The 14,134-nt window shown below is 72.9% G+C and carries 13 protein-coding genes; 8 read left to right on the forward strand and 5 right to left on the reverse strand.

The genetic code is table 11. From position 1 onward, the window contains the following. Positions 1–186: 186 nt before the first annotated feature. The 6 genes from ACZ5WK_RS18570 to ACZ5WK_RS18595 all read left to right on the forward strand — a co-directional run bounded on the left by ACZ5WK_RS18570 (position 187) and on the right by ACZ5WK_RS18595 (position 7,042). Positions 187–1,290, forward strand: a complete 1,104-nt coding sequence (locus ACZ5WK_RS18570; protein WP_465548582.1) for a LacI family DNA-binding transcriptional regulator — start codon at positions 187–189, stop codon at positions 1,288–1,290. Between the two features lie 400 nt (positions 1,291–1,690). Further along, on the forward strand, positions 1,691–2,980 hold the full coding sequence (locus ACZ5WK_RS18575; protein ID WP_465548475.1) for an ABC transporter substrate-binding protein: 1,290 nt from the start codon (positions 1,691–1,693) through the stop codon (positions 2,978–2,980). Between the two features lie 23 nt (positions 2,981–3,003). Next, positions 3,004–3,945, forward strand: coding sequence for a carbohydrate ABC transporter permease (locus ACZ5WK_RS18580; protein ID WP_465548476.1), 942 nt, complete (start codon positions 3,004–3,006; stop codon positions 3,943–3,945). A 49-nt stretch (positions 3,946–3,994) separates the two neighbouring features. After that, complete coding sequence (locus tag ACZ5WK_RS18585; protein WP_465548583.1) at positions 3,995–4,885, forward strand: carbohydrate ABC transporter permease; 891 nt, start codon at positions 3,995–3,997, stop codon at positions 4,883–4,885. A gap of 134 nt (positions 4,886–5,019) precedes the next feature. Next, positions 5,020–6,462 carry a GH1 family beta-glucosidase gene (locus ACZ5WK_RS18590; protein ID WP_465548477.1) on the forward strand — a complete coding sequence of 481 codons (1,443 nt, stop codon included), beginning with the start codon at positions 5,020–5,022 and terminating at the stop codon, positions 6,460–6,462. Between the two features lie 100 nt (positions 6,463–6,562). Then, entirely contained in the window at positions 6,563–7,042 is a 480-nt protein-coding gene (locus ACZ5WK_RS18595; protein WP_465548478.1) for a hypothetical protein, read from the forward strand. A gap of 177 nt (positions 7,043–7,219) precedes the next feature. On the opposite strand, the gene ACZ5WK_RS18600 is transcribed toward ACZ5WK_RS18595, so the two are convergent. From ACZ5WK_RS18600 to ACZ5WK_RS18615, 4 genes are all read right to left on the reverse strand, one after another. Continuing rightward, a complete protein-coding gene (locus ACZ5WK_RS18600) occupies positions 7,220–7,687 on the reverse strand; it encodes a MarR family winged helix-turn-helix transcriptional regulator (protein ID WP_465548479.1) in 468 nt (155 codons plus the stop codon). Between the two features lie 62 nt (positions 7,688–7,749). Further along, a complete protein-coding gene (locus ACZ5WK_RS18605) occupies positions 7,750–8,964 on the reverse strand; it encodes an MFS transporter (RefSeq protein WP_465548480.1) in 1,215 nt (404 codons plus the stop codon). Between the two features lie 109 nt (positions 8,965–9,073). Then, positions 9,074–9,553, reverse strand: a complete 480-nt coding sequence (locus ACZ5WK_RS18610) for an SgcJ/EcaC family oxidoreductase (RefSeq protein ID WP_465548481.1) — start codon at positions 9,551–9,553, stop codon at positions 9,074–9,076. Continuing rightward, on the reverse strand, positions 9,546–10,094 hold the full coding sequence (locus ACZ5WK_RS18615; RefSeq protein WP_465548482.1) for a hemerythrin domain-containing protein: 549 nt from the start codon (positions 10,092–10,094) through the stop codon (positions 9,546–9,548). Before ACZ5WK_RS18615 ends, ACZ5WK_RS18610 begins: the two co-directional genes overlap by 8 nt. 323 nt (positions 10,095–10,417) lie before the next feature. Between ACZ5WK_RS18615 and ACZ5WK_RS18620 the strand changes: the two genes are divergently transcribed. Further along, positions 10,418–11,320: a LysR family transcriptional regulator gene (locus tag ACZ5WK_RS18620; RefSeq protein ID WP_465548483.1), complete on the forward strand. Its 903-nt coding sequence runs from the start codon at positions 10,418–10,420 to the stop codon at positions 11,318–11,320. A 434-nt stretch (positions 11,321–11,754) separates the two neighbouring features. After that, positions 11,755–13,059 carry a YncE family protein gene (locus ACZ5WK_RS18625; protein WP_465548484.1) on the forward strand — a complete coding sequence of 435 codons (1,305 nt, stop codon included), beginning with the start codon at positions 11,755–11,757 and terminating at the stop codon, positions 13,057–13,059. Positions 13,060–13,090: 31 nt separating this feature from the next. Here the strand turns inward: ACZ5WK_RS18625 and ACZ5WK_RS18630 are convergent, their stop codons facing one another. Further along, on the reverse strand, positions 13,091–13,996 hold the full coding sequence (locus ACZ5WK_RS18630; protein ID WP_465548485.1) for an MBL fold metallo-hydrolase: 906 nt from the start codon (positions 13,994–13,996) through the stop codon (positions 13,091–13,093). Positions 13,997–14,134 lie beyond the last annotated feature (138 nt).

Below are 14,134 nucleotides of genomic sequence, written 5' to 3' on the forward strand. Positions count from 1 at the left end.
GGCGGCAGACGGTCACCGTCTGCCGCCGCCGCGGCGTGCGCGGGTGCGGCGGCAACGGGCACGGCAGCGCCCATGCGAGCGCCCGTGGGAGGGCCCCATGGGAGCGCTCTCAACCGTGCGTCCGCGACCCGCTAGGCTCTGGGACGAAGCGTCCGCGTGCGAGAGGAGCCCACGGTGCCGGAGCAGATGCCGCGTCCCACGGCCGAGGCGGACGCGGCCGCGCCGCGTCCGACACTGGAGTCGGTCGCCGAGCGGGCCGGGGTCTCCCGGGCCACGGCGTCGCGGGTGGTGAACGGGGGAGCGGGGGTCCGAGAGGCGCTGCGGGAGAAGGTCCAGCGGGCCGTCGAGGAGCTCGGCTACCTCCCCAACCTGGCCGCCCGCACGCTGGTGACCCGGCGCAACCACGCGGTGGCCGTGGTGGTGGCCGAGCCCGGCAGCAGGCTCTTCTCCGACCCGTTCTTCGCCCAGCAGCTGCGCGGAATCGGCCGTGAACTCTCCGCGGCCGACAACCAGATGGTGCTGATGATGGTCGAGGACCAGCACGACTACGAGCGGGTGGGCCGCTACCTGGCCGGCGGCCACGTGGACGGCGCGCTGCTGTTCTCGCTGCACCAGCCCGACCCGCTGCCCGAGATGGCGCGCAAGGTCGGGCTGCCCTTCGTGGTGGGCGGCCGCCCGGGCTGGCCGGGCGCCGAGTCCGACCGCGAGCTGGTCTACGTGGACAGCGACAACCGCGGCGGCGCCCGGCTGGCCGTCGGCCACCTGCGTGCGCTCGGGCGCGGTGTCATCGCCACCATCACCGGCCCGCTCGACCAGACCTCCGCCATGGACCGCCTGGACGGCTACCGGGACGTGCTGCCCGACGGTGACCCGGCGCTGGTCGCCGAGGCGGACTTCACCCCCGACGGCGGCGGCCGCGCGATGGCCGAACTGCTGGCCCGCCGGCCCGACCTGGACGCGGTGTTCGCCGCCTCCGACGCGATGGCCTCGGGCGCGCTGCGGGTGCTGCGCGACGCGGGGCGCCGGGTGCCGGAGGACGTCGCCGTGGTCGGCTTCGACGACGTCGAGTCGATCGCCGCCTGGACCGAGCCCCCGCTCACCACGGTGCGCCAGGACATCGAGGAGATGGGCCGGCTGATGGCTCGCCTGCTGCTGCGCCGGCTCGCCGAGGCCGGCTCGGCCGCCGGCGCGCCCGCGGGGCCGGCGTCGTGGCCGGCGGCGGGCCGGCGGCCGGGGGGTCCGGCCTCGGTGATCACCCCGACCCGGCTGGTCCGGCGCGCCTCGGCCTGAGTGGCATCTCCTCCCGAGTAACGCCTTCCGACTCCCGAGAGGCGCCTTCCGACTCTCGAGCAGTGCCTTCAGGGCGCTGCCTTCTGCACTGCCGCCTTCACTTCCTGAACGCCCGTTGGCGGTAACTCCGAGATTACGTTCGGGTTTCGACCCCTTGACCGGTGCGCCCCCGCGCGGCACTCTCCTCTCAGTGCTTGAGAGCGCTCTCAGAAAGCGCTCTCACCCACCGCGCCACGCTCGCACCCATCACGCCACGCACTCACCAAGCGCTCTCGCACCGAGCCCACGCACTGCTCTCTCGCACCGCCAGCACCGCTCGCACCGCCTCGGCCGCCGATCTCGGTCGGCCCGCCCGCATCGCCCGCCCCCCGAAGCCCACCCGCCCCGCCAGGGAGACCTCATGCGCCGCTCCGCCGCCGCCCTCGGCAGCACCGCCCTCGCCGCCATCCTCCTGCTCACCTCGTGCAACAGCTCCGCCGGCTCCTCCGACACCGCCGCCGGCGGCAAGGTGACCATCACCGTCGACCTCTTCGGCACCTTCGGCTTCAAGGAGAGCGGCCTCTACGAGGAGTACATGAAGCTGCACCCCGACATCACCGTCAAGCAGACCGACACCCAGGACGAGGGCCAGTACTGGCAGGCCCTGCAGACCAAGCTCGCGGGCGGCGGCGGCCTCGCCGACATCCAGGGTCTGGAGGTCGGCCGGGTGGCCAGCGTGCTGCAGAAGCAGGCCGACAAGTTCACCGACCTGAAGAACCTCGGCCTCGGTGCGGTCAACGACGAACTGGTGCCGTGGAAGGGTGCCGCGGTGAAGACCGCCGACGGCCGGGTGCTCGGCGCCGGCACCGACATCGGGCCGGAGGCGATCTGCTACCGCACCGACCTGTTCAAGGCCGCCGGCCTGCCCACCGACCGCACCGAACTGGCCGCCCGCTGGTCGACCTGGCAGGGCTACCTCGGCCTCGGCAGGGAGTACGTCGCCAAGGCCGCGCCCGGCAACGTCTGGACCGACAGCGCGGCCGGCATGTTCACCGCCGAGGTCGGCCAGCAGAAGGTCCGCTACGCCGACGAGAGCGGCAAGCCGGTCTTCGAGACCAGCCAGGCCGTGAAGACCGCCTGGGCCGACGCCGGCCGGCTGGTCGCGGACGGCCTCTCGGCCAAGCTGCCGCAGTGGACCCCGGAGTGGAACAAGGCCTTCAGTACCGGCAAGTTCGCCACCCTCAGCTGCCCCGCCTGGATGCTCGGCTACATCAAGGGCCAGGCGGGGGAGGCCGGTTCGGGCACCTGGGACGTCGCCCCCGGCCCCGGCCGGACGGGGAACTGGGGCGGCTCCTACCTGATGGTGCCGAGGACGGCCAAGCACCCGAAGGAGGCTGCCGAGCTGATCAAGTGGCTGACCGCCAAGGAGCAGCAGACCACCCTGTTCACCAAGCAGGGCTCCTTCCCGTCCTCCACCGGCGCACAGGCCGCGATCAAGGGCGTCGCCGACCCGTACTTCAGCAACGCGCCGATCGGCCAGATCTTCAGTGAGTCGGCGGCCGGCATGCCCGCCCAGGTGCTCGGTGTGGACGACGGCGTGATCGGCAAGGCGTTCACCGACGCCCTCGGCGAGGTCGAGCGGACCGGCACCGCACCCGACACCGCCTGGAAGCACGCCATGGACAACATCCGCAAGGCCGACGGCAGCTGACGGATCCTCACGAAGGCGCCACGATGGCCACGCTCTCCTCCGCCCGCCTGCCCGCCGCCGGCCCGGCAAGGGCCCGCACCCGCCGGGCCGGCCGGCTCGCACCCTACGGCTTCCTCGCCCCCTTCTTCGTCCTCTTCGCGGCCTTCGGGCTCTTCCCCCTCCTCTACACGGCCTACGTCTCGCTCCACCGCGTCGAGCTGCAGAGCGCCGACCGGATGGACTGGCTGGGCCTGCAGAACTACACCCGCCTGCTGGCCGACCCGTTCTTCTGGAACGCGCTGCGCAACACCTTCACCATCGGCGTGCTCTCCACCGTCCCGCAGCTGCTGATGGCCCTCGGCCTGGCCCACCTGCTCAACTACCGGCTGCGCGGCCGTACCTTCTTCCGGGTCGCGATGCTGCTGCCGTACGCGACCTCGGTGGCCGCCGCCACGCTGGTCTTCGCCCAGCTCTTCGGGCGCGACTACGGCCTGATCAACTGGGTGCTCGGACAGCTGGGGCTCTCCCCGGTGGACTGGCAGGCCGACACCTGGGCCTCGCAGTTCGGCGTCTCGGCCATCGTCACCTGGCGGTGGACCGGCTACAACGCGCTGATCTACCTGGCCGGCATGCAGGCCATCCCCGGCGAGCTGTACGAGTCGGCGGCGGTGGACGGCGCCTCCCGGTGGCAGCAGTTCCGGCACGTCACCGTCCCCGGCCTGCGCCCGACGATCGTCTTCACCGTCGTCGTCTCGACGATCGGCGCCACCCAGCTGTTCGGCGAACCGCTGCTCTACGAGGGCAACGCCGGCGGCGGGATCTCCCACCAGTACCAGACCCTCGGCCTCTACCTGTACGAGCAGGGCTGGAGCTTCTTCCACCTGGGCCGCGCGGCGGCCGTCGCCTGGGTGATGTTCCTGTTGATCGTCGTCCTGGCCCTGTTGAACGCGGCGATCGCCGCCCGGCGCAACCGTACGGACCGGTGACCTCGTGACCCTCGTGCGACCTACCCCCCGGCCCCGGCCCGCCTCCCGGATCCGGCCGGCCCGCCGCCTCCGGAAGGGCCCGGGCCCCCGAACAGGCTCCAGCCTCCGGAAGGCCCCCCGCTCGCCGCTGCACGGCGGCCCACTCACCTACGCGGTGCTGATCGCCGCCACCCTGGTGTTCGCGTTCCCGTTCTACTGGACGCTGGTGGCCGCCAGTCGCTCCAACGCCGAACTCAGCTCGGCCGCACCGGCCCTGACCCCCGGGCCGAACCTGCTGCACAACATCGGTGAGGCCCTGCAGCAGGCCGCGATCGGCGAGGCGCTGCTGAACTCGCTGATCGTCTCGGCCACCGTCACGGCCGGGGTGGTGCTCTCCTCCACCCTGGCCGGCTTCGCCTTCGCCAAACTGCGGTTCCGCGGCCGCGGGCTGCTGCTGGCCGTCACCGTCGCCACCATGATGATCCCGCCGCAGCTCGGCGTGATCCCGCTGTTCATGCTGATCGTCCGCCTCGACCTGCAGAACACCCTGCCGTCGGTGATCCTGCCGTCGCTGGTCTCCGCCTTCGGTGTGTTCTTCATGCGCCAGTACCTGATCCAGGCCCTGCCGGACGAGCTGGTCGAGGCCGGGCGCGTCGACGGCGCCTCGCTGCTGCGGATCTTCCGGTCGATCGTGCTGCCGGTGGCCCGGCCGGGGATGGCGGTGCTGGGCATGCTGACCTTCATGGCCACCTGGAACGACTTCTTCTGGCCGATCGTCGCCCTCAGCTCCCAGAATCCCACCGTGCAGGTCGCGTTGAAGTCGCTCGGCCAGGGGTACGTACCCGACCAGTCGATCGTCCTGGCCGGCGCCCTGATCGGCACGCTCCCCGTCCTGCTCGTCTTCGGCCTGCTCGGCCGCCAGATCGTCGGCGGCATCATGCAGGGCGCCGTCAAGGGCTGAACCCCGGAGGCGCAACCCGGACCCACCACCCCGAGAAGCCACACCCTTGAGAACCGGCGACCCCGGACCGGCGGTCCCGACCCACGACCCCGGACCGACGGCCGGCCCCCGAACCCGCGACCCCGGAAGGCGACATGACCGACCACGCCCCGCCCCTCACGTTCCCCTCCGACTTCGTCTGGGGCGCGGCCACCGCCGCCTACCAGATCGAGGGTGCGGCCGCCGAGGACGGCCGCACCCCGTCCATCTGGGACACCTTCAGCCGGACACCGGGACGAGTCCGCAACGGAGACACCGGCGACGTCGCGACCGACCACTATCACCGCTACCGCGAGGACGTCGCGCTGATGGCCGAACTCGGCCTGCCCGCCTACCGGTTCTCGCTCGCCTGGCCGCGTGTCCAGCCCGGCGGCAGCGGGCCGGCCAACAAGGCCGGTCTGGACTTCTACGACCGGCTCGTGGACGAACTGCTCGCGCGCGGCATCGCCCCGGTGGTCACGCTCTACCACTGGGACCTGCCACAGGAGTTGGAGACTCCAGGCAACGGTGTCTCCGCCGCGGGCGGCGGCTGGACGGACCGGGCCACCGCCCACCGCTTCGCCGAGTACGCGGCGCTGGCCGCCGCCCGGCTGGGCGACCGGATCGGCACCTGGACGACGCTCAACGAGCCCTGGTGCAGCGCCTTCCTCGGCTACGGCAGCGGCGTCCACGCCCCCGGCCGTACGGACCCGGCCGCCGCCCTCGCCGCCCACCACCACCTGCTGCTCGCCCACGGCCTCGCCGTCGGCGCGCTGCGCGCCGAACTCCCCGCCGCCGCACAGGTTTCGCTCACCCTCAACCTGGCCGCCGTCCGCCCGCTCACCGAGGGACCGGCGGACCGGGAGGCGGCCCGGCGGATCGACGGCCTGGCCAACCGGATCTTCCTCGACCCGGTCTTCCACGGCCGCTACCCGGCCGATGTGCTCGCCGACACCGCGCAGGTCACCGACTGGTCCTTCGTCCGGGACGGCGACCTCGCCGAGATCTCCCGCCCGATCGACGCGCTCGGCATCAACTACTACACCCCGACCGTGGTCGCCGCCGACGACCCGGCCGATCCGGCCCCCCGCCAGGACGGCCACGGCGGTGAGCGGTCCCCGTGGCCCGCCGACCGGGGCATCCGCTTCCTGCCCGCCGAGGGCGAACGCACCGCCATGGGCTGGCCGGTGGACGCCGACGGCCTGTACGAGCTGCTCACCCGCCTCCGCGACGAGCTGCCCGGCCTGCCGCTGCTGGTCACCGAGAACGGCGCCGCCTACGACGACTACAGCGACCCGGCCGGCGCGGTGCACGACCCCGAGCGGATCGCCTACCTGCACGCCCACCTCACCGCCGTCCACCGGGCGATCGCCGCCGGCGCACCCGTGCGGGGGTACTTCCTCTGGTCCCTCCTCGACAACTTCGAGTGGGCGTACGGCTACGGCAAGCGGTTCGGCGTCGTCCACGTCGACTTCGCCTCCCAGCGCCGCACCCCCAAGGACAGCGCCCGCTGGTACGCCGAGGTCATCCGCACGGGCAGGCTCGGGCCTGCGGCCTGAGCGGCCGACCGCGGCCCGGCCGGGAGGAGAGTCCTCCCGGCCGGGAGGAGAGCCGAAAAGCCACTGGCGCGAAGGCGGTGACTTGGCCAGGCTGCGGCCCATGGACTGGATGCCCCTGCTCTCCACGCTCGCCGGTGCCGGTATCGGCATCACCGCCACCCTGATCGCCGACCGCAACCGCTGGCGGCGCGAGCAGGCCCGGCACGCGCTGGACGTCCGGCGCGAGGTGTACACGGAGTTCGTCTCCGCGCTCAAGGCGGCCGGTGAGGAGATCCGGGCGGTCGCGCTGGGCGACCATCGCTCCGACGCGGCGCGCGACGCGGCCGTGCGGGAGGCCTTCCGGAGCACCGGCCTGTACACGGCGAGCGAACGCCTCTGGCTGGTCGGGCCGCCGCCGGTCGTCACGGCCGGCAACGAGGCCTTCCTCAGCCTGCGCCGGATCCGCGACGCCTACGCCCGCGGGGTGGCGGTCGGCTCCGTCGAGGACGCGCCCCTGATCGCCCGGCGCCGCACCGCCATGGCCCGGATGCGCGGCCTGATGCGCGAGGACCTCGGCATCGGGCCGCTGGGCTTCGAGTGACCGCGCCCCACCCGTGACCGCCCCACCCGTGACCGCGCCCCACCCGTGGCCGTGACGGCGGCGCGCCGCGCCGACGCGGGGCGCGGGGGTGGCCCTCCCCTCCGGACCCACCCCCGCGCCCCGTCCCCGGTGCGTCGGCCCCGTCCGGCGGCCGCCTCCGCACTCGTTGGCGTCCGGTCAGGCCAGCGGGCTTCCCACGTTGCGCAGCATGCGCCGCAGCACCCGCAGGGCCGCCGCGTAGTCCGCATCGTCGATGCCCTCGTGGATCCGTGCCCGGATGGCGGGCGCCTGCGACTTGAGGCCGGCCCGGGCCGCGTCGCCGGCCTCGGTGATCCACAGCCGTCCGTCGTCGTCCCGGGAGACCCAGCCGCGCTCCAGCAGCACCGCGGCCTCCGCGTCCAGGTCGTCCTCCGGCCGCAGGTACGACGCGGTGGCGTCGACCAGTTCGGGGACGGTCATGCCGTGACCGTCCTTGGAGATGTCGTTGCGCGACAGGTGCCGCAGCATCCAGTACTGCGGCTGGGTGAAGCCGAGTTCGGCCTGCTGGCGCCGGATGAACGCGATGATCTCCTCGTAGGCGACGCCGGTCCAGTACGCGACCGGTTCCGCGGCCAGCTCCTGCTGCGTGTACTCGTGCGTTTCCACGGTGGTGTGCTCCTTCGGTGAGGTGGTGTTGCGAGTGGGTGATGGAGGTGGCGGGCTGTTGGTCAGAGCGTGGTCCGGCGGGCGTACCAGACCGTCAGGGCGGTCAGCAGGCCGATCCCCGCGCCGGTCCAGAGAGCGGTGGTGAGGGTCGCCGCGTCGACGATGAGCCCGCCGCCCAGCGCCCCGAGGGCGATCGCGAGGTTGAACACCGAGGTGTTCAGGGCGGTGGCCGCCTCGGTGTCGCGGGGCGCGGACCGCAGGATCCAGGTCTGGACGCTCACGGGGACGCCGCCGAAGGCGAGCCCCCAGCCGATCAGCAGAGCGACGCCACCGACCGGCGCCGTGCCGACGAGCGGGAAGAGCGCCAGGATCACGGCGAGCGCCAGGCCGATGGCCATGACGATGCTGCGGATGTCGCGTCCCACGGCCGCGCCGACGAGGAAGTTGCCGACGATGCCGGCGACGCCGAAGGCCAGCAGCAGCGGGCCGACCATGCCCGGGCTGATGCCGGAGACGTCCTGCAGGATGGGGCTGACGAAGGTGAAGGCCGCGAAGTGGCCGCCCACGAGCAGGAAGGTGGTCAGCACGCCGGCCCGTACCGCGGGGTTGCGGAACTGCGCGGCGAGTGTGGCCAGCCGCACCGGTTCGGTGGCGGGCATCGCCGGCAGCAGGACGAAGAGGGCGGCGACGACGAGCAGGCCGAGCCCGCCGACGGTCGCGAAGGCCGTCTGCCAGCCGCTGAACTCCCCGATCAAGGTGCCGGCCGGCACGCCCAGCACGTTGGCGGCCGTGGCGCCGCCGAAGGTGATGGCCGTCGCCCGGCCGACGAAGGCGTCCGGCACCATCCGGACGGCGATGCCCGCGGCGAGCGCCCAGAATCCGCCGATGCTGATGCCGATGAGGAAGCGGGCCCCCAGCAGCACGACGAAGTCGGGTGCCGTCACGGAGAGCAGGTTCGCCGCGGCCATCAGGCCCAGCAGTGCGATCAGGACGGTCCGGCGGTCCCGGCGTCCGATCAGTACGGGCAGCAGCGGCGCGGCGGCGGACGCCACGAGGCCCGGCACGGTCACCATGAGGCCGGCGACCCCTTCGGAGACGTCGAACGCGCCTCCGATGGGCGTGAGCAGGCCCATCGGCAGCTGCTCGGCGGTCACCATGGCGAACGTGCCGACGGCCACGGCCACCAGGGCCAGCCATCGTCGCAGGGGTACGGCGTCCGGGCCGGGGGCCGGATCGGTGCCGGCGGTGGTCGCCCGGGCGGATTCGACTGTCGTCATGTGAGGCGTTCCTCGGGTGGTGGCGGGCAGGCGGAAGCAGCCGCCGGCCCGTCAGCGGACAAGGGTCGTGGGGTGCAGGGGGAAGAGCCGGCGGCGGGTGCCGTCGGGGTCAGGCCATGACCGGGGTGGTCTGCGCGCTGCTGATCAGCCAGCTGCTCCCGGCTGCCGAGCCGTCCCCTGCTCGGCCGAACTGGCCCTCTTCGCCATCGAGTTGCCTGACGACGACATAGGTGAGACGCCCCGTGCGGGTGGCGGGCAGGCGGACGCCGGGTCCGTCGTCGGGTGACGGCTCCCGGTGGTCGAAGACGTGCTTCACGCAGGCCACGATCGCCGTGTCGGGGCCGATGAAGCGGATGTCGTCGATCTCGGTCCTCGTCAGCACGTCCGCGAGCGGCGATGCCAGTGCCGCGGTCATCGCCCGGGCCAGGCTCTCCCGGCCGGCCACCCGCCGGCCCCCGAAGTTGACGACGCTCACGTCCGCCGTGTGGAGCGGGATGAAGCGGGCCGGGTCGCTCTGGTACTCCTCGGCCTCGGCGACCAGCCGTCGGATGGCCGCGAGGTCGTGGTCCCGCTGGGAGAGATCATTCATCGTGCAAACCCCGTTCGTGTCGTCGATCGGCCTGCGCCACGGGCAGGTCCGTGGAGGTGTCCGGCCCGGCTCGCCGGGCGTGGACCCGGCCGAAGTGCGCCCACTGCTCCTCCGTCACGAGGGCCTGGACCAGCGGGAGCACCGCCTGCTCCTCGTGGCCGAGGTGGCCGCCGACTCCCGCGACGAGCGAGCCGGCGAGGTCGGCGAGGAGGTCCGGACCGGCGGCCGGATCGGCCAGCGCCTCGTCGATCGCCCCGATCAGCCGGTCGATCGCGAGGTGTTCGGCCTCCAGCGCCTCCAGCAGCGCCAGGTCGAACGGCCGGCCGTTCAGCGCCCGGCGCAGGACCGGCCAGAGCGCGTCGTCCTCGGCGCTGTGGTGGACGCGCAGCGCCTCCTTGAAGGGTTCCCAGACGCCCGCTGTGCGCAGGCCGTCCCGGGGGTCGTCCCCGGGCAGGGCCACGGCCTCGGCGATGCCGTGCAGGCCGCGTCGCAGAACCTCGTGCATGGCGTGCATCGCCGCCATGTCGAGCTTGTCGTTCACGGCCGGCCGTCCTCCGCCCTCGCGCGGTCCGGCGGGTCGCTCGCGGGTTCCGTCACGCGTACGGACACGTTGTCTCCTTCGGGGGATCGGTCGGTCGCCCGTTGAACGGGCAGGCCGGGGCAAGGGCCGGACGCCGCTCGGAACAGGCGGGAACGGGACGTCAATGAGGTCTCCGGAAAGGCGAGTTGCGCCGACCGGGAATCGCGGCGGACGTGCTTCCGTGGACTCCCCCACCTTCCACCCGCAGTACTTCGGCGATCAACGTAGACTTCGCGCGCCGATCGATAACTCCGGGGTTATCGCACGTGAGGGGCGGGGGAGCCGTGGAACTGCGCGATATCGAGATCTTTCTGACACTGGCCGACGAACTTCATTTCGGCCGTACCGCCGAGCGGTTGCACATCTCCCAGGCGCGGGTCAGCCAGGCCATCAAGAAGCAGGAACGCCGCATCGGCGCCGCCCTGTTCGACCGCACCAGCCGCACGGTCACGCTCACCCCCGTCGGACGCATCCTGCGGGTCGAGCTGCAGCAGGCCTACGACCTGATCCACGCCGGGCTGGCCCGCGCCAGCGACGCCGCACTGGGCGTGCGGGGCACGCTCCGGCTGGGGGTCATGGGGGTCATCGGCAACGAGATGCGCCCGATCATCAGCGCCTTCGAGGCCCGGTACCCCGAGTGCACCGTCCAGGTCGTCGAGTACCACTTCAGCGACCCCTTCAGCCTGCTGCGGGCCGGCAAGCTGGACGTGCAGGTGGCCTGGCGCCCCGTGCACGAAGCGGACCTCAGTGTCGGCCCCACCGTCTTCACCGAGGGCCGCGTCCTCGGCGTCGCGGCCGGCTCGGACCTCGCCGGCCGTGAGTCCGTCTCCCTGGAGGACCTCGGCGGCCGGCTGGTGCTCGACGGCGGGCCCCGCGTCCCGGAATACTGGATCGAGGCCATGATCCCCAAGTACACCCCGAGCGGGCGCCCGATACCGCGCGGCAACTCCGTGGGGACGTTCCACGAGCTCCTCTCCCTCCTCGCCACCGGCCAGATCGTCTGCCCGGTCAACGGCCATGTCCGCCGCTACTACACCCCACCCGGCATCGCCTTCATCCCCATCCACGACGCCCCACCCACCGAGTGGGCCCTCGTCTGGCCCACCGCCACCGAGCCCGCCCGCCTCCGCGCCTTCCTCGACACGGCCGCCGAGTTCGGCGCAGCCCACGCCCCGCGGACCGGCTGAGTCGTCGAGGCGCCTGCGGGGCGCAGGGGAGTCGCGGCGCGAGGGTCGCGCACCGCACGGCACCGCACTGCACTGCACCGCCCGCACCTCACGTACCGCGCCCCACCGCCCGTACCGCACGGCCCGTACCGCACGGCACCGCCCGCACCGCGCCGCACCGGCCTCCTCCGGCCAATTGGTGGCGACCGACGTCTTGGCAGGGCGTGGGCGCCGTCCTTACCGTCGAGTAACGCGATTCGGCGACACCGCCTCCGACCCGCGCTCCGACGCCTGCCCCCGCACCCCTGCTGTCCGGCGCCTGCCCTCCGTGTGCCTGCTTTCCTGTGCCTGCTCCCCTGTGCCTGCTCTCGTGTGCCTGCTCTCCTGCTCCTGCTTTCCGATTCCCTGCTTTCCGACCTTGCTTCCGAACTCTGCGCACCCGCGAAGGAGCGGCGATGTCCCCGCAAGAGCCCCGGTCCGACTCCGTCCCGTCCCGCCGATCCCGGCCCGCCAGGGCCCTGGGCGCCCTCGCGGCCGCCCTCGTCCTGCCCCTCGCCGCCATCGCCCCGGCGGCCGCGACGGCCGGCGCCGCACCCGAACCCGCAGGCGCCGCCCTGCGCGAGGTGATGTTCGTCGGCAACAACTGGGACGGCACCGCGGACGTCATCCGCTCCACCGGCGACCTGGCCAGGATCGGCCGCGTCAACGTCGTCCCCGACAAGGACCAGCGGCTCGCCGAGATCTACCTCAACCCCGTCAAGCTCGCCTACTTCCTGGGCATCCGGCTGGGTCCGGGCGAGGGGCACGACCAGTTCGTCGACGACATGTACTCGACCCCGGACGGATCCGCCGTGGTCGTCTCCCGCCCGAGCTTCGCCGACGTGGTGTCCATAGACCTCGCCACCGGGCGGATCAACTGGCGCTTCCCCGTGTCGGGTTACCGCTCCGACCACATGGCGCTCTCCCCGGACGGCACCCGCGTGGCGGTCTCCGCCTCCACCTCCAACACGGTCCACGTGCTCGACGTCCGCACCGGCGCGCAGCTCGGCTCCTTCCAGACCGGCGACAAGCCCCACGAGAACCTCTTCACCGACGGCGGGCGGCAGATCTGGAACATGTCGATCGGCGAGGTCAACACCGCCCTCGACGCGCCGTGGCTGGACTGGACGAAGGGCGACCGCCGGATCACCGTGGTCGACGCCGCCACGTACGCGCCGGTCAGGATCATCGACATGCGGGAGCGGCTGGACGCAGCCGGCCGCTCGGACCTCTCCGACGCGATCCGCCCGGCCGCGTTCACCCCCGACGGATCGACGCTCTACTTCCAGGTGTCCTTCTTCAACGGCGTGGTCGAGTACGACGTCGCCGCCGACCGGATCACCCGGGTCAAGACCCTGCCGAAGAACCCGGCGACCAGCGAGGACCGCACCACCTGGGTCAACGACTCGCGCCACCACGGCCTGTCGATGAGTCCGGCCGGTGACAAGCTGTGCGTCGCGGGCACCATGGACGACTACGCGACCGTGGTCGACCGGGCCACGCTCCAGGAAGGGCCGCTGGTGCCCGCCTCGAAGCCGTACTGGGCCACGGTGAACGGCGACGGCACGGCCTGTGTGATCTCCGAGAGCGGCGCCGACCAGGTCACCGCGATCGACTTCGCGACCGGGCGCAAGACCGTCTCCGTGCCGGTCGGCGACCACCCGCAGCGGGTGCGCCTCGGCCATGTGCCGGCCGACTGGACCGGCCCCTCGGGAGCGTGAGCGCGGCCGGTCCCGGCGTCACCCGTCCACGTCAATCGGTGTGGTGGACGATCAGGAAGTCGTCGAAGACGTGCCGCCCGGGCCGGCCGGCCACCTCGTCGAGCGCGCGGCGGACGTCGTGCAGCTGGCCGACCGTCATCTGCAGGGGAGGCTCGTCGGGCTGGTACGTGTAGCGGATCGGGTAGTCGACACCCGGCTGGTCGGTCATCTCGACGTGGCAGCCGAGCACGTGGCTGACCGGGTGGTCGGCCGCGAAGGCGATCAGCCGGTCGATCGTCGCCACGTAGGCGTCCCAGTCGGCGACGTACAGGCGGCCCGGGTAGACGGTGTCGCCGGTGAGCAGGAACCCGGTGAACGGGTCGTAGTAGGTGATCGCGGCCTCGTGGTGGCCGGGGCTCGTCAGACAGGTGAGCACCCGGCCGCCGAGGTCCAGCCGGGCCGGCTCGTCGGGGTCGTCGCCCAGGCCGAGGAACGCCCGGACGGTGCCGAGCCCGGCGTCCACCACCTCGGTGTCCGCGCGGTCGGCGAACTGGGCGTCCCCCGCGATGTGGTCGCCGTGGCCGTGGGTGTGCAGGACGAGCAGCCGGTAACCGGTGCGCGGGTGGCGGGCGAGCCAGTCCGCGACCAGCTCGTCGACGACGCGGCGCAGCGGGAAGTACGCGGGCGACGCGGTGGCCCCGGTGTCGATCAGGACGGCGCGCTCGTTGCCGAACAGCAGGAACAGGAAGGGCGCTTCGTAGTTGACCGCCTTGTTCTGCCGCAGGATGACGGTGTGCTCGTCGTAGTGGTGGACCTGGAGCTCGGGGTCGGTGTTGTGCTTCGCCGACTCGGAGCCGTGGATCCAGCGCACGTCGAGCGAGCGCCCCGCGAGGTGCGCGGCCTGGTCGGTGAAGTCGACCGGGCTCGTGAAGTCGGCCGGTTGCTGGCGGGGGGTCATGCGGTCTCCCGTGGGCGTCCTCCTCGCCGGCCGAGTGCGGCACCTGCCCCGCCGGCGGCGGCCCGACTGCGGGCCGCCGTTCGCGAACCTACCAGGCACCGCGGCGGGCGCGCGGCGCCCCTTCGGGCATGCCCGGCT

The organism is Kitasatospora sp. NPDC032757 (assembly GCF_055579305.1).